Here is a 21,095-nt window from a genome sequence, read left to right as displayed (position 1 = left end):
TATGGTTAAAGGTAAATTTTCGAACTGTTTTTAGATATGACTTTTCCTTGATTTGGCAAGAGAAACTACCAGCCGTTATTTTGCTTATAAAGCCTGTTACTTCTCTGAATCTGCTGCTCGGGAACGGGTAGATATTCATCCCGGCCTTTTGTGAAACTCGCGGAAGCCAAATGAGGTACCCGCGTTTTTTCAGTTGCAAAATATTCGCTGACGGTTTCAGCGGCAATCCCCCAGCGTACCAGATCAAAAAACCGGTAACCTTCCAATGCAAATTCCAATCTCCGCTCCCATCTCAATGCGGTGGTGGCAGTCGCCTTGTTCCAGGTAATATTTTCGCCGGGTTTGTAAACATCCATGTTGTAATTCGATATCACTTTTCCGTTCGCATACTTAAGAAGGCCGGTTGAGTTCCTGGCCCTCGTCCTGATCTGATTGATCAATGGCAGCGCCTCATTGAACCTTCCTGCTTCTATCAATGCCTCCGCCTTCCAAAGAATAACATCACTGAAACGGATCACGGTATTGTTTTTAGAACTGGACGGATAAGCGTAGGTCTGCGCGGTAGTAAGGCACGGGCAACTCAGCTGCTGCACTTCCTTCATCGCCGAATATGGCCCATAAGTGCCTGGTTCACGGGTAAATGTGGCCGTCCGGTAAATCACATTCTGCTGGTATTTGTATGGATGAGACGGAATGCCGACCGTGTGGTCGAGGCGCGGATCAATGGTGTTTTTTACAAAATCAGCCGAATCTTTCAGTGATACTATATTATAATCACTGAACAGTGGCAAACCTGTCGGTGAAGTCCGGAACGAATTGACGAGGTTTTGCGTCGGGCGGTGGAACGAGCAGCAGCCGTAGCCCGGATACATCGGATAGTTCAGCGCAGTCGACATATCGATCCGGCCAATCGGGCTGCCATCATCCTTGGATCTTTGCACCGCAAAAACCGACTCCTGTCCATTATCAAAGCTCCACAGGAAGTTTTTGGAAAAATCATCAAAAAGCCCGAATTCTCCCGAATCGATCACCTCGGTTGTCAATGCAATTACCTCATTCAAATGCTCCTGATTAATGGAAACAACCTGGTTCTGTTCGTTCTGGACATATGCCTGGAATAAGCGTACCTTAGCCAGATAAGCTTTCGCCACCGTCCGGTAAGGCCGGCCAACATCTGACTTCTGAGCGGGCAGATTGTCCACGGCAAACTTGAAATCATCGGCTATTTTCTGCCAAAGTTCAGCGTCAGTCAGCGCATCATTCGACAATTTTTCCACATCATCGGCGCTCAATTCATCGGTAACAAAAGGTATTTTTTTGAACAGAATTTTGAGCAGGAAATGGTAATGCGCCCGCAGAAACCGCATTTCGGCCAGGCGATGCGTTTTTTCTTTGAAACTGCTTTCATCCAGTGAATTCAAAACTTTGATCGCAGCATTTACCCGCTGAACACCAATGTATAATCGTGTCCACATTCGGTTGCCCGAATCCATATCCGTCCGGGTTGTCGAAAAGATTTCATACTGATGATATTCTCCTATATCCGCCGCGCCAAGCCCGCCTTTGTGGGCGTCCCCTGCCCGCACGTTTCCGTAAGGCCACATACTGGTGTAAGGTTCAAACCAGTGGTCGTTTCCGAGTGAGGCATAGGCTGCAACCGCCAGTTTTTCCGCCCCGATCGCATTCTGAAGATCATCTTCATTGGCTACTCCGCGTGGCAAAACGTCCAGAAAACTGTTGCAGCTCGCGCAAAGCAACGCCACGGCAAGTAGTAATTTATATGAAAATAGCTTGTTCATTGCTTGTAGAGTTAATGGATTACGAATGGACTACAAATTGATACTCAATCCCAAAGTGATGTTTCTGGGCCGGGGAAAACCATTTCCCGGATTTTCGGGATCTTCCGAAGTGAATGAAGAATGCTTGAAAGTAAGCAGGTTGTCCGCCGTCAGGTAAACCCGGCTGTTTTTCACAAATTTGATCGCCGGCAAGTTATAGCCCAAACTCACCTGCCGCAATTTCAGGTACGAACCGTTTTCAATAAAGTACGACGACAAACGACCTTCATTATTATTATCAACCAGCGTCACAGCCGGGATTGTCGAATCGGGATTATCGACCGACCATGCATCCAGCGTCCTTTTTCCGTAATTGATACCGGCCCAAAGCGACGAGAAATCGGTACGTCTTTTAAATACATTATTCACTTCGCGGCCAAATACACCCTGGAAAAAAGCTGTAAAATCGAAGTTTTTGTAGCTTAAATTCAGGTTCACACCATACTCATACCTCGGTGTTGAAATCCCAAGATACTTCTGGTCCAGCGTGTTGATGGTACCGTCGCCATTCAAATCCTTATACTTTAATCTTCCTATCCCTTTTCCAGGCTGAACAGCATGCTGATCTACCTCCTCCTTGGTTTTAAATATCCCGTCGGCAACATAGCCGAAAATGGAATTCATGGATCTGCCGAGAATATTCTGCTCCACATTACCAGGATACGAACTCACTACAACTGCCGGCAGGTGTTTGATCTTGTCCCGGTAATGCCCGATATTTCCCGAGATAGAGTAGTTTACTTTCGATATAACATCCTGGTAACCAAGCAACAACTCAAATCCTTTTGTTTGCATGGACGCGCCATTTACCCACCTGTTGCCCCCTTCACCGATTGCGGCAAGATATACCGGGGAGATCAGAATGTCTTTGGTGTTTTTAATAAAAAAGTCGAGCGAACCGGTGAGTTTATTGGAGAAAAGACCCAGGTCAAGCCCCGCATTCATCTGTCCGCTCTGCTCCCATTTCAGGTTATTGTTACCCGTCTGAGACTTCCTGAATCCTGATAGCAGCGAACCCGAATCTGCCCCGTAGATGTCATAGGCAGTACCATTATCCGAATTGAATGCGATCGCTGATTCTCCATAATGCGTGATATAAGTCGTGAACCGGGCAGTATTGGAGATTTCCTGGTTACCGGTGATCCCCCATGACCCGCGCAGTTTCAATTCAGAAACCGGTGTTGCCGCATTCTTCATAAAATCTTCCTGATCAATGCGCCATCCCGCCGAAAGTGACGGAAAGAAACCGAATCTGTAATTTTCTCCGAAACGCGAAGAACCATCGTAGCGCCCGGTAGCCGACAACAGGTATTTATCAGCAAATGCATAATTGATTTTACCGAAATACGAAAGCAAGCTATACCCCGAACCAGACCCGCCAACAATATGCCGCCCGCTTCCGGCATCTTCCATGAAGTAGTCAAATGTTTCGAGGGCAAAGTTTTCACGGAAACTCGAATTCTGACGGTACTGGTTCCGGATCGCCTCGGTTCCCAGCAAAACGGTCGCATTATGCTTGCCTTTTTGAAGGTTATAATCCACCGTTGCATTCAGCACCCAGTTGAAATTGTCGGAGTCCAGGTTCTGAACGGAGTTCACTAAACGTTTCTTGATCCCGGTGTCATAAATCCGCTCGATGTTCCGGTCGAGACCTTTCTGCCAGTCAATACCAAAGTTGGTTTTGAAGTTCAGATTTTTCGCCAGGACTACATCGGCATACACATTTCCAAAAACATTGAGGTTATTGCGCTGGTCCCATTTATTGATATCGAGAACCATATACGGGTTTTCATCATCGGTAAATGCGCCGGTAATCGGGCCCGAATAATTTCCTGCGTCGTCCTTCACCGGAAGGATCGGTCTCACGCTTAATGCCCTTTCGAGCGGCAGCAAGCCGCTGAACCCGTTATCCAGCACATTAGAGACAGACAGGTTCTGCCCGATTCTTATTTTCTTCTCGAAGAAATCCTGCCGGGTATTTACTCTGGCACTGAACCGTTTGTTGTCCTTCGCGTGTAACACGTACTTATCCTGATAGTACCGGAATGAGATCACAGAGCCGGTGTTTTTACTGCCTGCGGTCAGCGACAGATTATGTTCCTGGATAAATCCGGTCCGGCTGATGGCCTCAAACCAGTTGGTATTGGCTGATTTCACGCCCGGTATCAGGTACTCCGGGATTTCAATGTTATTCAAAACAGCCTTTCCATTTGCGTCGCGCGCCCAATCGTATTTAATGAACGGGATGTTATCGGGATTGCCATTGTCGTTGATCGTCGCCTGCCAATGCACCCGCGCCCGCTCCATGGTATTGAGCATTTTGGGCATGCTGAAATATTTGGAATGCGTAAAAGCCGAGGAATAATTCACCTGGAACCCTTCCGTTTTAGCCTGCTTCGTAGTGACAATAATCACCCCGTTCGAAGCCCGCGAACCGTAAATGGCCGCAGACGCCCCGTCTTTCAGCACCTGAATGGATTCTATATCGTTAGAGTTGAGGATATTAAATGCGCTCGATTTGGTCGGCACACCGTCGATGATGTACAGCGGATCGTTGTTGTTCAATGTACTCACGCCCCTGATCCGCACGGTGGCCCCGCCCGCCGGGTTGCCGTCCGTTTGAATGGATACCCCCGGTACCTGCCCCTGCAAAGCTTTTATCGGGTTGGGGTTCGGACTGTTTTTCAGCATTTTGGTATTGACAATGGATACCGCACCCGTAAGGTCCACCTTTCGCTGCGTGCCGTAGCCGGTCACCACCACCTCATCCAGCGCCCAGTTGTCGGGTATCATCCTGAAATCGACAACCGACGATTTCCCGGCTACGGCCGTCTGAGGCTGATATCCGATAAAAGAAACCTGAATGCTGGCATTTTCGGAATTGACCGTCAAATCATACTTTCCGTTCGCATCGGTTACGGTACCATTGGTACTGCCCACTTCCATCACAGTCGCGCCTATCAGAGGCTCGCTGGTTACATTGTCCGTAACGTGCCCTGTTACGGTCGTCTGGGCTTGTGCCTGCCGGATGATCAGCCAACAACATACCATTGAAAATAGAATTTTCATGCTCATATCAACAAGTAAGGTTTAATTGGGTTTAAGAATTGTTTTTCAAAAGCAAATGCATAGCAGCCGTTGCCATTGACGGCAACGTCCGCATAGTGTGTAGTTGAAGTCTTTTCTGTGAGTTCTCCTCCCGTCAGTTCCCTGAAGCAATGATAAGCCCGAGGCCGGTCACGAACAGTACCATCATCAGTTTGATCAGCAATGAAATCGTTTTATCGCCCCCTTTGAATTCTTTCCAGATGATCACGCCCCATAATGCAGCCACCATGGTTGCGCCCTGGCCCAAACCGTAGGAAATGGCCGGCCCGGCCTTTCCCGCCGCAATGAGATTGAACAGATTCCCCAAACCCCAGATACTGCCGCCGATTATCCCGATGATATGTGTACCAAAATTTCCTTTGAAATAAGCCCCGTAGCTGGTAGGCTCACCTTCCAGCGGCTTGTGCATGAGGTAGGTAATAAATGGCACATTGCTAATAAGAATGCCGGAAGCAAAAATCACAAATGCCGTGTAAGGTGTCATTTTGCCGGTCGCTGGCGAAACAAAATTGTCCAGATCCATTCCTGACGCGACGAAGGAATAAAACGTCGACATCAACACCCCGGCCACTACCGATACGATCACCCATTTGGTTACATTCTTCTTTTCGACATTTCCTGCGTAACGTTTGTATGCCGTAGCATTCAGAACAATGGCGACCGTGACAAGGAGCACACCGGTAAAAAGTAAATACGGGTCACCTTTGCTGTGCATGAGGTAATTGATCAGCACACCGATAATCAGCGCAATGCCGATACCGATCGGAAATGCGACGGCCATACCTGCATTGGCGATCGCTGCTGTAAGCAGAATATTGGCCAGGTTAAAAACCACGCCACCGATCAATGCATTGATAATATTGCCAGAATCCGCCTGCTGAATGTCGTCGATGAATCCCCTCCCCGATGTGCCGGTACTGCCCATTGTGAGCGCGCCCACCAGTGCCAGCAGGAATATCCCCACTGCATAATCCCAGTAAAAAAGCTCGAATCGCCATCGGTCCTGGACTATTTTCTGGGTATTGGCCCACGATCCCCAGCATATCATGGTGACAACGCAGAAGATCACGGCCATCGGGTAACTTTCGACAATAAACATGGTTAAGGGTAGGTTTAGATTATAGATTTGAAAGCGGGTGAATCTGATTCAGTAGTGGCAGCTGGTCAACTTCCTTTCTCAGCGGGATCGAACTTTGCGCGCCCATCCGTGTCACACTGATCGCCGCGACTTTACAGGCAAAGGATACCGCCTCGTCCAGCGGGGTACCTTCCGATATCGCCACCGCCAATGCGCCGTTGAAGCAATCGCCCGCGGCCGTGGTATCCACCGCAGTCACGGCTGGCGCCGGGATGACTTTTCCTTTGTTTTCGGTAAATAAAAATGCGCCTTTGCTGCCCAAAGTAATGATCACGTTCTGGCAGCCCCTGCCGACCAGAATTGCCGCAGCCTGTTCGGCGGTAGCATCGTTCACAACCCGGATCCCGGTCAGCAACTCGGCCTCCGTTTCATTCGGGGTAATCAAATAAAGGCATTTCAGAACGTCGTCGGAAAGGTCCTGCGCAGGTGCCGGGTTCAGGATCACTTTCACATTCTTTTCAAATGCAGCCTGTATCGTGAAAACGACCGTATCCAATGGAATTTCCAGTTGAATCAGCAGGATATCCGCAGGTGTCAGGTCGTCGAAAGCGAGAATGACTTCACTGGGCCGCAGCGAGCTGTTTGCGCCGGGAGCTACGGAAATGCAGTTTTCACCATCCGTATCCACATTGATCAGCGCGACGCCGGAAGGCAGATGCGGATCGGTCACAATGAAATCAGTCCGTATATTCTCCCTTTTAAACTGCTGCAAAGCCTGTTTGCCGAAAAGATCATTTCCGACTTTGCAAATAAAACTGACCTTACCCCCGAGTCTCGACGCACTTAAAGCCTGATTCGCTCCTTTACCGCCCGGATTCATCAGAAAATTTCCACCCATCACGGTTTCGCCGGGCATTGGCAGCTTGTCTGACTTTACCACCATATCTGTATTGGAACTTCCTACAACATAAATCATACTGAACCTGTATATCGCTTAATGAATGATTGAAAAATCCGGGGTACCAAAACCTTATGATCCAAAACTATCCGTAAATAATATCATTTTAAATCCAAAAAATAACCGATTTGGTTAATGCTATGCTGCGGCTTAGCGCTGTGTAATTTTGAACAAACAGCAGTATTCCGTCATACACGCCTTCTTTTTTATAGAACAACCAATAGTTCCGGTCAATGCTGTCTATTTCTGAATTATTTTCTCTGACTAAATCTCTTACCAAATCTGAAAAACGGTATTTCAGAATGTGCCAGAATTTCCAGGAAGGCGATAAGGGATATATGAAAATGTATGATCTTCTGGAATCTGCGGACATTTACGGCGCCGATCTGCTGAAAACCATTCAGACCGCGCTGGGCACAGCAACCGTTGAACCCGCCAGAAAACACCTGGCCAAAGTACTCACCCGCTCCCTGAGCGAATTCGACGGGGATAAAGCGGTGGAAGCTCAGTTGTGGAACCTGTATCAGAACAGTAATACGTTATATAAAAAGGGGTTGTACGCAGCGGCAATGCGATTTCTTAACAAGGGTGAAAAGCTCGCGGTTGAACATGAGAGGCATTTATTTCTTCACATGCTCAACAAAAAGAAGATCGAATATATGATGCATCAGCAGTTTATAGACTGGAACGAATCCGAGCTGGTTTTGGCCCAGGAAAAATCGAGGGATGCAATTGCTACTGAACATGCGATCCAGCAACATGCTTCACTTTACGAAATCCTGCTCTGCAGATACTGGAAAAACGGAACAATACGCAGCACACGTGAACAAACGCTCCTCAATGACCTGATCCTGGAAGAACATCTGACGATCACCAACAACAAGCACACTTCGTTTGAATCCGACCTTACACATCTTCATTTCCAGTCGGTTTTCTTTCTTGTAACCGGCGACGTGGAGGGAAGTCTGCAGATATTTTATGAGCTGGATAACCTATATCAGGCCGAGCCCAAATCATGGATCAATTCACCGCACTATTATATACAGTTTCTGAACGGGATCCTTCAGACCCTGAGACGGGTGGAGAAGTTTGACAAAATGGCCTTTTTCCTGGACAGGCTGAGGTCTTTGAACAATATTTCCGAATACCAGAATTTGCGGATACGTTACCAGGTTTTTGAACACGAGCTCCATATTCTGATCGCCAAGCAGCAGACTTCAGACATCCCGCCATTTCTCGGTTCTTTGCCGCCTGAAAATGAAAAACAGTTTCTGCTGACACCTTATCAGGACAAAGCGCAGTGGTGGTTCACCCTGGCGAGAGCCTATTTTGAAACGGGGAATTATGACAGGGCATTGCATTATATCAACCGGACCCTTCACAACAACAATGAGACGATCAACAATCTGCAATATGTAACCTACCGGATCTTGAAGCTGATGGTCCATTTTCACCTGGGGGACCACGACTATCTCAACTATGAAATGCGGTCCATTGAGCGAAAACTAAAAAAAGCCAATCAATTTTACCGGACAGAAAAGTGTGTCATAGCCCTCCTTCGAAAGGAAATTAATTTCAAATCCGTATCGGTTGTCAAGGAAGAGCTGATCAATTTAAAAAGCGACCCCTATGAACAGCATATCATTACTGAGCTGGCACTGATCCCCTGGTTCAACAAATGGTTCAGCAAATTGGCTTAGTGCAGCCCTTTGTCCTTCGAAGTCGCCTCTTTCGTGCCGCAAGTTTGGTTTCAACAAAAGATCATTCATCATGATCATCCAATTGGAAAAGAATTTCTACAGTCGTATCAAAAGCTTTCGCCATTCGTAGTGCAAGCAGAGTAGATGGTACAAATTTCCCGGTTTCGATGGAATTCAAACCTTGTCGTGAAATTCCTATTCGTGTTGCCAGCTCGGCCTGAGTCCAGTTTTTTTTGGCCCGTTCCACCTTAATTGTGTTTTTCATACGCCGTACTTTTTTCTTGAGACAAACCAGCCTATAAAATAAAAAAGCCAGCAATATCCAACCAGATGCCCATAACCAAACCACACAGGATTCGATATACCACACAAACTCAGTAAAAACAAGCTCATCAGCAACATGACCGTCAACGACAATCCGATGACAACTGCTTCAAGCTGCACCCGCTGCTTCACTTCGTCCATTTCCGTGAAAGCCTTGATGTATGAGTAATAAAAATAGCGAACGTCACAACGGGCACAATCGCTATAACTATCGATAAAGGCTGGGCAAATACCTGATTTTTCAGGAGCCATGCAGCCGGCAAGTAGGTGGCTCCGTGAATGAGAGCAAAAATCACAGAGCGCTGATTCAGGATTTTTTTAGATTGTTCCATATGTTAAATTGTTTAGACCTCCTACAAAGAGAGGTAAACATATCTTTATGTCAAGTAAACATGACATAAAGTCTACAATAATTTTCTTTCGACTCAAAAAATAAAAAAGGTCAATACCCGTGCGGACGAAGCGTCTGCACGGGTATTGACCTTTTAAACTACTTAGTAACTGATTTTAAAGACTCACAAAAGAAGCTTCATACATCTGCGCAATCACCGCAGGATTTGTAATCTGGCTGTGTGTGGAAGTGGCAAAAACGGCGACCTGTACTTTGCCAAAATCCACGATCATCGCTTCACAGTTGTTTTCTTCGCCTTTTTTCCAATGGTATATACCCTTATTACCGCTAATGCTGCCATCAAAACCAAGCAATTTCGATTTCATCAGTTTCAGGTTATCGAAGCTGATGACCTTGAACTGGGCAACCGCCGACTGCAATTTGGCAAACTGGTCTGCGCTCATATACAATCCTGAAACGCCACAATCCGACAAGTGAACTTCTTTGTTCGTACCTGGCTCGTCACCGTTTTTAGTAGGGTAACCTTTGTTGCTGAGTGACGACAGGATCGTGCCATTCTGATCCCACGCCCGCCAGTCGATTACGCTTGAATTGGATAACCCGGCCGGCTGAAATACATTGGTCCTCACAAATGCACGGAACTGCTCTCCATACTCGATGAAATTGTTATTGATCTGGTCCAGTTTATTCAATTTGCTGCTATTTCCTTGCTGAGCCAGTTTTTTAGCTTCAAGATAAGGCAGGATAATGCCCAGCAGCAGGTAATTCACGTCGTTATTCTGAAAGTCTTTCGACGTATAAATCCCTTCGTTCACATTTCCCGATACGGTCAGCGAAAGTTTCTGGAGATCATTATAGTTGATAAGCCCGGTGCGGTGTGCGAGAAGACGTTCAAAAGTAAGTGTCTTAAATTTCGTGCTGGGGTTCCAGGATTTGGGAAGATAAGGCCAGACTGCCGAGCCGAGTGACAGACCGTGTTTTTCAAGTGCCCGAATAACCGCCACTGCCGTCACATACTGCGTAACCTTCGAAATCTCCTGTTTGATGATCGCACCATGAAACTGAAATGGCGAATCGACTTTTTTACGCGCCCAGCCGTCGCCGCCATTCGTTCCGTAATATTCTACGCCATCGTTATAGATCGTGTAACCAAAACCCGCCACAAGCGGCTCCATATAAGCTTCTATTTTTCTGGCCATTTCTACCTGCTCAAACTTGGTAGGTATTCCAAACTTCGCCGACCGTGTGGAATCTGCGATTTTTTCAGTGGTGATCTGTTCCGATAAAAACGCGTCCTCCCGGCAGCCTGCCGACAATATGCCAGACAGTAAAACAAAACAGTATGCGGTTGTTCTAACAAAATGAGTTTTCATTTTTGAAATAATTAAGATTAAAAATTAACTGGTATGGATATAATTGAATGGGTAAGCAATGCTAGTTCATGCAGAGTGCCGACTGTTCGGCGGGTACCGCGCTGCGGATTTTGAGGAACAGGTTAATGCCCAGCGGTTCCTGTTCTACGGTGATGTTTGCGGGATGCACGCCCGCTTCGATTGAAAGCCGCGTGAGCTCGGCGGGGCTCCGGTGTATCAGGAACCATTCGCCAAAAATCTCCATATAACCTCTGCTGGGGTTATTTTCGGAAAAATTACCGATCAGAATTTCCCCGCCGGGTTTGAGGAATGTAAGCAATCTCTTCATGGCGAGGATAAAAATGCGATCTTCGAAATAGTCAAACAGACCTGCCGACCAGATTACATCGTATTTCTCCGCACTTGAAAACCGCAGGATGTTCTTCTGACAAAAACGAACCTGTTTTTCGAAAGGCTGACAAAGGTTACCGGCGAAAGAAATCGCATCTGAATCGATGTCCACACAGGTAGTTTGCAGCATTTCCGGATCAGTCACCTGATATAGCTCGAACAGATCCCTGGCAGGGCCGCTGGCGACATTCAGTAGATGAAGCGGCGTTTTCCTACCGGTCAGTTTAGCCAGCATTTTCGTTTTAAAAAATGCTTTCCGGTTGCGCACAGCTTCGGTTGCGGCGTGATAATGGAAGTAACGATCCCATTTCTCATAGGCGGGATGTCCGAAACTGTCGTAGGTATAGATCATGTCAATGAGCGCGAAATCGCCTGCATAACCCAACGGCTTGCGATATACGTACCCATGGATCGTGTTCGCCAGAAATTCATCATTGAAGATACTTTGCAGGAATCCGGTTTCGATTTCACCGATATGGCCGTGCTGCTTCATCCGATACAATTGCTGCATAATCTGGTCGATCACCGGATAATCGGCTTTTTCCGGCCCGCCGCTGGCTACCATTCCGCGAAGTGCGGTAATGGTATGCGATTGGATTGGAAATTCGTTTTGTGTTTGAACGGAGACATAGTCCTCCTGTTCTGCATCCGTCGGGAATGCAACGCTGAGCTTGTTCATTATAGAAAATTTAACGTTTGAGTGAATAATGACTTGGTTATTGCAGGCCTGCTTAAATCACAGGCTCTGCATTCCGGACTTTGCCGGCGAGGTATTTTTTTGCCTCTTCGGCATCGTCCAGCCAGGGGAATAATGCAGGCGGGTGGTTAAATCCGTTGACAAAATCGGAAGCAATTTCCGGGTTCTGCGTGGCTGCGCCCAGGATGTCGACTACATGCGGCTGCGCGGGTTTGAGGAAGATATCCGAGAACCGGTTCACGTATTTCGAATACTCCCAAAAACCTTCAAATGTCTCGTTCATCCATTGTACATCAAAAGGTTTGTCGCCCCGGGCAATAATGGCTTTGGCGTATGCATTGGCCATTTTGGAAGCATTGTTTCCTCCCTGACCCACGATCGGATCGTTCAGGATAACGGTATCTCCTACGCCCAGAACTGCCGCAGTCGAGTTAAGTTGAACTACTGGTTTGCGGACAACCGGCGTGAAGGACCCTTTCAGAAATGCATTATCGGCGATCACCTCGGCATTTGCAAAAGCCGGGTAACGCCACGGCATCAATGTACGGATCATTTCCTTTGCTTTTTCCAAAAGCTCGGAAGCGGTGGTTGCGTCATCAAAAACGTCCATCGGCCCGCCGGGAATACTTTCCACGAGCATGAATGCGCATTGGATATCATCTTTTTGGTAAAAAGGCGCGGTGATTATTTCTCCCCCACCCATTAACGCATCCAGGGTAATGGACGTGAATCTGGTTTTTTCAGGATGTTCGAAATCATTGATATGCAGCTGCACAAGTTTCCTCGCCGGCTTATCGTGTGTGGAGCGTTGCTCGTCTTTGGTAAACAACCTGGCGAGCGGACCTTTGCCGGATGATACCACCACCAGGTCAAACTCCGCGGTGCAGGCCAGTAAATCCGAAGGCGTGGTGTCGCTCACGATGAACTTTCCACCCAGTTTTTCAAAGAGCTTGATCCATTGGTAGAATTTCAGACGCTGATCAATGGACGCTCCCGGCTTGCTGGTGCGGGATTTAATGCCGAATGCAAAGTCACCGGCGGGTGTGCCGAAGTTGATATTGAAGCCGGTAGAATGGCAGGCAGTATCACTCCACAAATCCAGCCCGAGTTCCCGTTCCAGCTGTAATGTATCGTGAAAGAGATAAGTCGCGCCGGTGGGCGTACCGTTGAATATCTCCTCGGCAGAACGTTCCGAAATGATCGTCACGTCGTACCCGCTTTTTACCAGCCTGATCGCCAGGTGTAACCCCGACTGTCCTGCGCCCATGATTGCTATCTTTCTCATTGATCCGTGTTTTTTACATTCGTTTTGACAGTGACAAAGGTAATGCGGCGCAAATAGGCCAAATCGTAAGAAGTCCTTAAAAAGTATAAAAAAATATAAAAATCGAACACCCGCAATTTGATGATAATATACGAAAGTTACCTTTGCATACGATTGAGATACACCGATTTACATACTACGCGCCGCTGTTATGACAACCATCCAGGAATATCGGATCACAAATGAACTGCATCAGGAATTTAACAAAACGCTGGTTCGGGCGGTAGATGCTGCCACCGGGAAAACGGTGGTTTTAAAGATCACTCCGTTCCATGGCGTTCTGGATTCGGCAAGTCAGGAGTTCGATCAGGAATTTGCATTCGGTAGCTCGTACGCATTCAGCCGCATACTGAATTACAACCGGATGGTGCGTCCAGAGAATTACCTCGTACTTGAAATGGACGATTTCACAGGATGCAGCCTGCAAACATTTCTTGCCGGAAAACCGATGTCCATTCCATCTGCGCTGAGCATTGCACTGTCTTTGACGCAAACCGTGGAGGAGCTGCAATACCACGAAATCGCACACCCCGACCTCAGGCCCGCACATTTTCTGATCAATACGGAGAACTTTCAAACCCGGTTGACCGACCTGAGCGGCGCCATGCGTGCGGATCAAGTATCCGATCCTGCCAGCGGAAATACGTCACTGGCTGCATTGCAATATATGTCGCCGGAACAGAGCGGTCTCATGGATATTTTAGTAGACTTCCGATCGGATTACTACCATTTGGGCGTCATGTTTTACCAGCTTTTTACAGGCGTGCCGCCGTTTGAAACCAGCGATCCCAACGAGCTCGTCCACGCGCATATGGCACGTTCGGCTGCTTTTCCTTCTGATGTTAATCCCGCAATACCCAGGGCTGTTTCAGATATTATATTAAAACTTTTATCTAAAAAACCCTCAGAGCGTTACCAGACCACCCGGGGAATACGATGCGATCTGGCAGCTTGTCAGGCAGGTTTGCAAAAGAATACGGATGCATTAAATTTCCAGATCGGCATGCATGATATGGCCGGCCAGTTCAGCCTGGCCCCGAAGCTCTATGGCCGGGACCCGGAACTTGACATGTTACTCGAAGCTTTTGAACGTATCAGCAGCCGCAACGAAATGGTGCTGGTGTCGGGTAATTCGGGGATCGGCAAATCTTCGCTCATCCGGGAGCTGCAAAAGCGGGTGGAACCGCGAGGTGTTTTATTTGTAACAGGCAAGTTTGACCAATACTTGCAAAACATTCCTTTTGAGGCAGTTATCCAATCTTTTAAAGAGCTGGTTTGTAAAATATCCAGTGGCAACGTTACCTATTGGAAGGCTCAGATCCTGGATGCGGTAGGTCAGTTCGGGCAGATAATCACAGACGTGATTCCGGAGCTGGAACGGATTATCGGAAGTCAGCCCGCTGTGGAAGCCCTGACCCCGATTGAAGCGCAGAACCGTTTTGTAAATGTGTTTACCCGGTTTATTAATGTATTTACCAAAAAGGAACATCCGCTGGTTATTTTCCTCGACGACCTGCATTGGGCCGACGCATCGAGTCTCCGGTTCCTGAGCCGCATTACCTACTCGGTAGAAGGCTCAAACCTCCTGATTATAGGCACTTACCGCGACAATGAGTTGTCCGAAAACCACATTTTAAAAGTAACCCTGAATGATCTCGACGCGACGGCATCGAACCTCTCACAACTCACTTTATGCCCGCTCCAATCCGCCGACATTACCGAGCTGATTTCGGATACCTTTTCTTGTCCGCCAAAAATCGCCGCTCCACTGGCCGACATAGTCATTACCCGCACGCTCGGCAACCCGTTTTTTGTTTCAGAAACAATCAAAGAATTGGTCTCAAATGGCCTCGTGACCTACAATAGCCAGCGACAAAAATGGCTGTGGGACCAGGAAGAATTGACGGGTTACGCATTATCAGGCTCGTCGCAACAACTATTAACGGCGAAAATCAACAACCTGCCCGCCCCCACCCGCCAGGCGCTGATCACGGCGTCGTGCATTGGTTCAGATTTCGATCTGGTAATGCTTTCGGCACTGACAGACAAAACGCCTCAGGAAGCGATGGAAGATCTTGCGGAAGCTGTAACTGAGAACCTCGTGCGGCTGTCGTCGGAACGGGAAAATGAACATTCATTTTTGGCGAAAAAACGCTACTGCTTTGTTCATGATCAGGTTCAGCAGGCAGCATACAACCTGCTTTCAGCTGCGGCCCGGGATGAAATGCATCTGAACATCGGTTATTTTTTGCTTGAAAGATTGTCAGCCACGGAGCGGTTCGCCCAGTTGTTTGAGATCGTCAATCACATCAATCACCATGCTGCCGATTTTACGCTGTCCGGGGAACGTTACAAGATTGCAGAGCTGAATCTGGAGGCGGGCAAAAAAGCGAGATCGTCCGCCGCCTATTCGGTGGCAATGGCTTATTTCAGGATCGGGCAGGGATTGCTGATTGAGGAAGATTGGGCACACCAGTATGAACTTGCATTCAATCTGCATTTGCATTATGCCGAAAGCGCCTACCTCGCCGGCGATCCTGTAACCTGCATGGAAATTTCCGCGGGTGCATTGCATCATACCAAAAGTATGGCGCACAAAATTGAACTATATTACATTCAGATCCAGAGCCTTATATTGAACCAGGAACCCGGCGACGCGATTTCTCTCTCGTTAAAAGTATTGGAAGAGCTGGGGATCACTTTTCCTTCCAAGGCGGGAATGCTGCACATTTTGTCGGGTTACCTGAAATCCAAATGGCTCATGCGCGGCAGAAAAATTGAAGAGCTGGAAAACCTTCCGAAAATGGTCGATCCCGGCAAGCTTGCCGCCATGCGGATTTTGCAGAATATCACGGCCACGGTCTTTTCCTCCATTCCCGATCTGTATCCGGTGATGGTGCTCAAAATGGTTGAACTATCTGTCAAAGAAGGCATTGCGCCTGAATCCGCCATTACGTTTGCGACTTACGGGGCTATTGTAAATGCGATTGAAACAAATAACGAGGCTAATTACCGATATGGCAATCTTGCATTGAAACTGGCGGATAAAACCGAAAATTCGGCCGCGCGGGCGCGTACGCTGTTGATTTATAACATCGTCAACAGGTCGTCGGGGGAGCATATGAACGAGGCGCTCGAACCGCTTCGAAAGTCGTATGAAACCGGGATTGAAATGGGCGATATTGAGTATTGTGCTTATGCGTCGAGTTCGTACAGCTTTCATTTATTGCTATCGGGTAAAAACCTGCATTGGGTAAAGCACGAAATGATCCGGTACAACGAGCTACCCAGGTCTCTCTCAAAAGGGGTCATTTCCCATCATAACGAGCCGTTGATCCAGATAGTAGCGAACCTGCTGGGCGAAAACGCCGATCCGGTTGCATTAGCAGGCAGCTATTTCGATGAAGGTGACTCATTTTCCGGCATTCTGGCGCTAAAAGACAAGTCCAGGATGTTTGCCTGTTTTGCATACAAAATGATCCTGGCATATCTGTCCGGAGCATATGAAAAAGGGATTGTACATGCACGTCAAACAGGGCCATTTGCCGGAAATGTGCGCGGTACGATGTTTGAGCCGCTTTTTTCGTTCTTCTTTGGGTTAACCAATATTGCCGTTTACAAAACGAACCGGCGGGTCAGCGGATACCTGAAAGCTGCCGTGAAGCAGCGTGACAAGCTCCGGAAATTCTCCCGTCAGGTCCCGGTTAATTTTGAACACCGGTACTGTTTGCTGGAAGCCGAGCTTTATGCATTAAAGGGAAATACCCAGCAGGCATCTGATTTTTATGATAAGGCAATCAAAACCAGCCATGAAAACGGGCACATGCATGAAGCCGCGCTGGCCAATGAGCTTTGCGGAAAATACTGGTACGAAAAAGGCCTGAAGAAAATGGCACTCACGTATCTGAGAGCCGCACTGGACGGTTACAGGGAGTGGGGATGCGTTTTGAAAGAGCAACAGTTACTGGCAGATTTTCCAGAAATCGCCCAGGTTAATTTGGAACAATCCGGCAAAACGGCTTCAAAAGGAGGGGCCGGCGAAAGCATCGTATCGACCCTGGACCTGGCGACTTTAATGAAAGCTTCCACTGCCATTTCGAGCGAGGTGGTTTTTGGCAAACTGATGGAGAAACTCATGCAGTTTGCCATCGAAAATGCCGGCGCGCAATCCGGCTATTTTATCCTGGATTGGGGCGGAGAATTGTTTATTGAAGCCCGGCGATCTGTGATTGACGAATTCAGCGACATCCGAAAGTTGCGCCTGGCCGATTCTGACCAGGTTCCCGCCACGATCATCGAACACGTTTTTCATAGCAAATCCGACGTCGTTTTACACGACGCACTCGCCAGCGAGATTTTTAAAAACGATCCGGTGGTTGCCAAACGCGAGATCCGGTCGGCATTATGCATTCCTGCCCTGAACCAGGGGAAGCTCGTCGGGGTACTGTATCTTGAAAATAACCTGGCTACCGCAGTCTTCACCAATGAACGCACACAACTTCTCAAACTACTTTCAGGACAAATAGCCGTATCGATCGAGAATGCGATCCTGTATGAAAAACTGGAACAAAAAGTGGCTGTCCGGACAGCCGAGATCCAGGTTCAAAAAGAAGAAATCGAGCGGCAGAAATTATTGGTCGAGGAAAAGTCGCGGTTTAAGGAACAGTTTTTTGCCAATATGAGCCACGAGATCCGTACCCCGATGACCGCGATCCTGGGCATGTCCGAGCTGATCTTCGACACCCCGCTCAATGCAAAACAGACGGAATACGCGAAAGGGATCCGGTACTCTTCCGAAAATTTGCTGGCGATCATCAACGACATTCTGGACTATTCAAAAATCGAAGCGGGTAAATTTTCCTTTTCCAACAAGCCATTCCAGATGCGCGACCGGATGAACCGGCTCGGGTATATTTTAAAGGTCATCGCCGAGGAGAAAGGCATTCAGCTCAATATTACAGTAGAAGAAAATGTGAGTCCGCAGCTCATCGGCGACCCGATCCGGCTGCATCAGATTTTGCTCAATCTGGCAGGTAATGCAGTGAAATTCACCGATAGCGGATCGGTATCCATCCATGTCAGCGTCGTTTCGAGGGAGCGTGAAAATGAGGAGCTGCTTTTCCAGGTGATCGACACCGGTATCGGTATTGCACAGGAAAAGCTGGCGTACATTTTCGAAACATTCACCCGCATTGACGACGATCTCAACACGAAGCAATCGGGAACGGGACTGGGCCTGTTTATTGCCAAAAAACTCGTGGAGGAACAAGGCGGCAGCATGCAGGTTCATAGTGTTTTGGGAAAGGGTACCAATTTCAGTTTCAACCTGACTTTCGAAATATGCGGCGCGGGTGAAAACTTCGAGGATGGAGAAGACGATACCCAACTTGCTGGTGTGAATATTCTGCTTGTCGAAGACAACTTGTTCAATCAGGTGGTGGCGGAGGAAACGCTGAAAAAGATCATCCGCGATGTGCGGGTTACGATTGCGGATAACGGTGAAAATGCATTGAAAAAGCTGGATGAGGCCAGTTTTGATATCATTTTAATGGACGTCAAAATGCCTGTTATGGACGGTTACAAAGCTACCCAGGCGATCCGGCTGCGCGAGAAGGACAAGAACACGCCAATCCTGGCATTTACTTCGAATGCAAATCCGGCCGAAGCGCAGAAATGCCGTGATGCAGGTATGGACGACTATATTACCAAGCCCATTGAAGGTAAAAAATTGAGGTATAAAATCAGGAAGCTGCTGGAAAATACGAGACAAGCCGAACAAACCTTTTAGTGCGGAACTATTCGCTTTCTGCAAATTCGCTTTGCCAGAAATTGTCGAATTTCATTATAAAGCCGCCTATCCGGGAGGTTATTGACCCGGTTTCGCCATTGTCGACGCTTTCCTCCATTTCTCTCATTAATTCAGCAAATTCTGCCATTCCAACGTAACTAAACTGTGTTTTGAGACTATGGAGCGCGGTTGAAAGTTCTTCCCATTCCCCGCTTTCACAAAAGCCGGGCAATGCGGCAACCTGGGCAGGAACCTGCGATTTGAAAATAGAAATAAAATGGTCGACAAGTTTCTGATCACCTGACATCAGGCTTTTCAGCAAAGTCAGGTCCATCATTCCGCATTTTGTTTGAATACCAGCTTATAACCTTCGCCGTGCAGGTTGAGGATCTCGACGGAAGGATCGGCTTTCAGGAACTTCCGCAGCTTGCTCACATACACATTGAGACTGTACCCGCGGTAATGTTCTTCGTCGCCCCAAATGCCCATCATCGCCACGTCGCGCGTGAGAACTTTATTCTGATGTTCACAAAAAAGCCTCAGCAATTTGGCCTCAATGGAGGTTAGTTTGATCTTTTCACCGGTAACGGTAAGTTCTCTGAGTTCGGGGTCAAAATTGGATAGCCCCCAATGATACTGGTTGATCTGGGTCGTTTTCTGCTGCACTTTCACCCGTTTCAGAATCGCCCGGATCCGGAGATAAAGCTCTTCCATGCTGAATGGTTTAGTCAGATAATCGTCAGCTCCCAATGTCAGGCCTTTGATCTTGTCTTCTTTAAGCGATTGTCCGGTCAGAAAAATGATCGGTGTCGTTTCATTAATTTCCTTGATTTCTTCTGCCAGTGTAAATCCGTCTTTCTTCGGCATTTTGATATCTAAAACACACAAATCAAAGGAATGCAGCTTGAAAGCGTCGAGCCCGGCCTGTCCATCGTGTTTGAGCATCACTTTGCAGCCTTTCATTTCCAGATACTCTTTGGTCAGCTCACTGTACTGAACTTCGTCGTCGATCAATAACAAGCTTGGCATTTCCATCATGGTGTCGTTAAGTGCGAATGGTAACCTTTCAAAGCCGCAAAACTAGATATATATAACCGACCGGAGCAGCTTTTTTTTGTAGTACTTATTTAATGGTTTTGCTTCCAAAAATCCAGGCTGGACCAACTTCACAAATAAGCGTCCTGCCCCACATTTCATCACTTTATAAGACTGACTATCAAATCCATATAGACAAAAAACCACATTCTCATTTTTATACTTTTTTATAGTTTTTAGCATTTCTTTCGATTTGCGCAATCAGGCACCCGGTACCTTTGTCAACATCAAAAAAAAGGTTAAACAACTCAATCAAAACACATTCATGAAATCTCAATTTTCTTTTAAAACAGCCATCAAAACTGCGGGAGTATTTGCCTGCATCGCATTCATGTCCGCCTGCAACTCCGACAATGAGCCCGACACACCAGCACCGATCGTCAATTTCACAGAAGTAAAAGGAAGCGGAGACATTACCGCGCAACTAAACGCATTCCGGGCTTTGCTAGGCGACCAGCTTAACACAACTCCGGGCCAGACTGCCGGCCGCCGCGAGATCAACTGGGACGCAGTACCCGACAACCAGACCAATACCGACACCTTCCCGGGCGACTTTTTCAACAGTACCGACCCTGCGGTTGCGGCCGGCAGAAAACGCGGCGCCATTTTTTCTACTCCCGGAAAAGGATTACGGATCAGCGATAAAAATTTCAGCGACCTGGTATCAAATTACGGAGAGCAGTTCAGCGCATTCAGCCCCGCGCGAACATTCGCAGCAGTAGGAAGTAATAAAATGGATGTGACATTTAAAGTGCCTGGAACGGCTACAAATGCATTTGTGAGAGGATTTGGCGTAGTGTTGTCTGACGTTGACCAGGCAAATTCTACGACGCTTGAATTTTTTGAAGGAGAAAAGAGTCTGGGCAAATTCACAGCCCCGGTACGAAAAGATGGAAGCGGGTTTTCATTCGTAGGAGCCGTTTTCCCGGATAGCAAGGTTACCAAAGTCACCATTACTACCGGCTCGGCTGCGATCAGCAACAAATACGCTGACAATGCCCAAAACGATCTCGTCATTATGGATGACTTCTTTTACAGCGAGCCAGTGGCTGCACAATAAATCAAGTGGC

Annotated in this window: 14 protein-coding genes; 3 read left to right on the top strand and 11 right to left on the bottom strand. The window is 47.6% G+C overall.

Annotated features, from left to right (window positions below):
• Nucleotides 1-65 precede the first annotated feature (65 nt).
• From FXO21_RS19135 to rbsK, 4 genes are all read right to left on the bottom strand, one after another.
• The gene (locus FXO21_RS19135; RefSeq protein WP_149641591.1) at nt 66-1,799 is read right to left on the bottom strand and encodes a RagB/SusD family nutrient uptake outer membrane protein; all 1,734 of its coding nucleotides are present in this window, start codon (nt 1,797-1,799) and stop codon (nt 66-68) included.
• A gap of 30 nt (nt 1,800-1,829) precedes the next feature.
• The gene (locus tag FXO21_RS19130) at nt 1,830-4,913 is read right to left on the bottom strand and encodes a SusC/RagA family TonB-linked outer membrane protein (protein ID WP_149641590.1); all 3,084 of its coding nucleotides are present in this window, start codon (nt 4,911-4,913) and stop codon (nt 1,830-1,832) included.
• A 127-nt stretch (nt 4,914-5,040) separates the two neighbouring features.
• Complete coding sequence (locus tag FXO21_RS19125; protein ID WP_149641589.1) at nt 5,041-6,045, bottom strand: GRP family sugar transporter; 1,005 nt, start codon at nt 6,043-6,045, stop codon at nt 5,041-5,043.
• A 19-nt stretch (nt 6,046-6,064) separates the two neighbouring features.
• Nucleotides 6,065-7,000, bottom strand: a complete 936-nt coding sequence (gene rbsK / locus FXO21_RS19120; protein WP_149641588.1) for a ribokinase — start codon at nt 6,998-7,000, stop codon at nt 6,065-6,067.
• Between the two features lie 215 nt (nt 7,001-7,215).
• On the opposite strand from rbsK, the gene FXO21_RS19115 reads away from it, so the two are divergent.
• Complete coding sequence (locus tag FXO21_RS19115) at nt 7,216-8,682, top strand: tetratricopeptide repeat protein (protein WP_149641587.1); 1,467 nt, start codon at nt 7,216-7,218, stop codon at nt 8,680-8,682.
• Nucleotides 8,683-8,743: 61 nt separating this feature from the next.
• Here the strand turns inward: FXO21_RS19115 and FXO21_RS19110 are convergent, their stop codons facing one another.
• The 5 genes from FXO21_RS19110 to FXO21_RS19090 form a co-directional block, all read right to left on the bottom strand.
• A complete protein-coding gene (locus FXO21_RS19110; RefSeq protein WP_149641586.1) occupies nt 8,744-8,947 on the bottom strand; it encodes a helix-turn-helix transcriptional regulator in 204 nt (67 codons plus the stop codon).
• Entirely contained in the window at nt 8,944-9,258 is a 315-nt protein-coding gene (locus FXO21_RS19105; protein ID WP_149641585.1) for a hypothetical protein, read from the bottom strand. The genes FXO21_RS19110 and FXO21_RS19105 overlap by 4 nt, the downstream gene beginning before the upstream one ends.
• Nucleotides 9,259-9,513: 255 nt before the next feature.
• Nucleotides 9,514-10,731 (bottom strand): serine hydrolase domain-containing protein, encoded by a 1,218-nt coding sequence (locus FXO21_RS19100; protein ID WP_149641584.1) that lies wholly within the window; start codon nt 10,729-10,731, stop codon nt 9,514-9,516.
• Between the two features lie 61 nt (nt 10,732-10,792).
• The gene (locus FXO21_RS19095; RefSeq protein ID WP_149641583.1) at nt 10,793-11,800 is read right to left on the bottom strand and encodes a methyltransferase domain-containing protein; all 1,008 of its coding nucleotides are present in this window, start codon (nt 11,798-11,800) and stop codon (nt 10,793-10,795) included.
• 52 nt (nt 11,801-11,852) lie between these two features.
• On the bottom strand, nt 11,853-13,103 hold the full coding sequence (locus FXO21_RS19090; protein WP_149641582.1) for a styrene monooxygenase/indole monooxygenase family protein: 1,251 nt from the start codon (nt 13,101-13,103) through the stop codon (nt 11,853-11,855).
• Nucleotides 13,104-13,293: 190 nt separating this feature from the next.
• Between FXO21_RS19090 and FXO21_RS19085 the strand changes: the two genes are divergently transcribed.
• Entirely contained in the window at nt 13,294-18,930 is a 5,637-nt protein-coding gene (locus tag FXO21_RS19085; protein WP_149641581.1) for a hybrid sensor histidine kinase/response regulator, read from the top strand.
• A gap of 7 nt (nt 18,931-18,937) precedes the next feature.
• Here FXO21_RS19085 and FXO21_RS19080 read toward each other — a convergent pair whose 3' ends face one another.
• Both FXO21_RS19080 and FXO21_RS19075 read right to left on the bottom strand, forming a co-directional pair.
• Nucleotides 18,938-19,267, bottom strand: coding sequence for an Hpt domain-containing protein (locus tag FXO21_RS19080; RefSeq protein ID WP_149641580.1), 330 nt, complete (start codon nt 19,265-19,267; stop codon nt 18,938-18,940).
• The gene (locus tag FXO21_RS19075; RefSeq protein WP_225865757.1) at nt 19,264-19,968 is read right to left on the bottom strand and encodes a response regulator transcription factor; all 705 of its coding nucleotides are present in this window, start codon (nt 19,966-19,968) and stop codon (nt 19,264-19,266) included. Before FXO21_RS19075 ends, FXO21_RS19080 begins: the two co-directional genes overlap by 4 nt.
• A gap of 322 nt (nt 19,969-20,290) precedes the next feature.
• Here FXO21_RS19075 and FXO21_RS19070 point away from each other — a divergent pair, with 322 nt between their 5' ends.
• Nucleotides 20,291-21,085 carry a hypothetical protein gene (locus FXO21_RS19070; RefSeq protein ID WP_149641579.1) on the top strand — a complete coding sequence of 265 codons (795 nt, stop codon included), beginning with the start codon at nt 20,291-20,293 and terminating at the stop codon, nt 21,083-21,085.
• Nucleotides 21,086-21,095: the final 10 nt, after the last annotated feature.

The sequence above is a fragment of the Dyadobacter sp. UC 10 genome (assembly GCF_008369915.1).
Classification (GTDB): Bacteria; Bacteroidota; Bacteroidia; order Cytophagales; family Spirosomataceae; genus Dyadobacter.
The sequence above is the reverse complement of the archived record's forward strand: the minus strand, read 5'-3'. Positions and strand labels throughout refer to the sequence as shown.

Coding starts and splice junctions, on each gene's coding strand:
- FXO21_RS19135 (WP_149641591.1), bottom strand. CDS start 1,799: ATGAACAAGCTATTTTCATATAAATTACTACTTGCCGTGGCGTTGCTT.
- FXO21_RS19130 (WP_149641590.1), bottom strand. CDS start 4,913: ATGAGCATGAAAATTCTATTTTCAATGGTATGTTGTTGGCTGATCATC.
- FXO21_RS19125 (WP_149641589.1), bottom strand. CDS start 6,045: ATGTTTATTGTCGAAAGTTACCCGATGGCCGTGATCTTCTGCGTTGTC.
- rbsK (WP_149641588.1), bottom strand. CDS start 7,000: ATGATTTATGTTGTAGGAAGTTCCAATACAGATATGGTGGTAAAGTCA.
- FXO21_RS19115 (WP_149641587.1), top strand. CDS start 7,216: ATGCTGTCTATTTCTGAATTATTTTCTCTGACTAAATCTCTTACCAAA.
- FXO21_RS19110 (WP_149641586.1), bottom strand. CDS start 8,947: ATGAAAAACACAATTAAGGTGGAACGGGCCAAAAAAAACTGGACTCAG.
- FXO21_RS19105 (WP_149641585.1), bottom strand. CDS start 9,258: ATGGCTCCTGAAAAATCAGGTATTTGCCCAGCCTTTATCGATAGTTAT.
- FXO21_RS19100 (WP_149641584.1), bottom strand. CDS start 10,731: ATGAAAACTCATTTTGTTAGAACAACCGCATACTGTTTTGTTTTACTG.
- FXO21_RS19095 (WP_149641583.1), bottom strand. CDS start 11,800: ATGAACAAGCTCAGCGTTGCATTCCCGACGGATGCAGAACAGGAGGAC.
- FXO21_RS19090 (WP_149641582.1), bottom strand. CDS start 13,103: ATGAGAAAGATAGCAATCATGGGCGCAGGACAGTCGGGGTTACACCTG.
- FXO21_RS19085 (WP_149641581.1), top strand. CDS start 13,294: ATGACAACCATCCAGGAATATCGGATCACAAATGAACTGCATCAGGAA.
- FXO21_RS19080 (WP_149641580.1), bottom strand. CDS start 19,267: ATGATGGACCTGACTTTGCTGAAAAGCCTGATGTCAGGTGATCAGAAA.
- FXO21_RS19075 (WP_225865757.1), bottom strand. CDS start 19,968: ATGATGGAAATGCCAAGCTTGTTATTGATCGACGACGAAGTTCAGTAC.
- FXO21_RS19070 (WP_149641579.1), top strand. CDS start 20,291: ATGAAATCTCAATTTTCTTTTAAAACAGCCATCAAAACTGCGGGAGTA.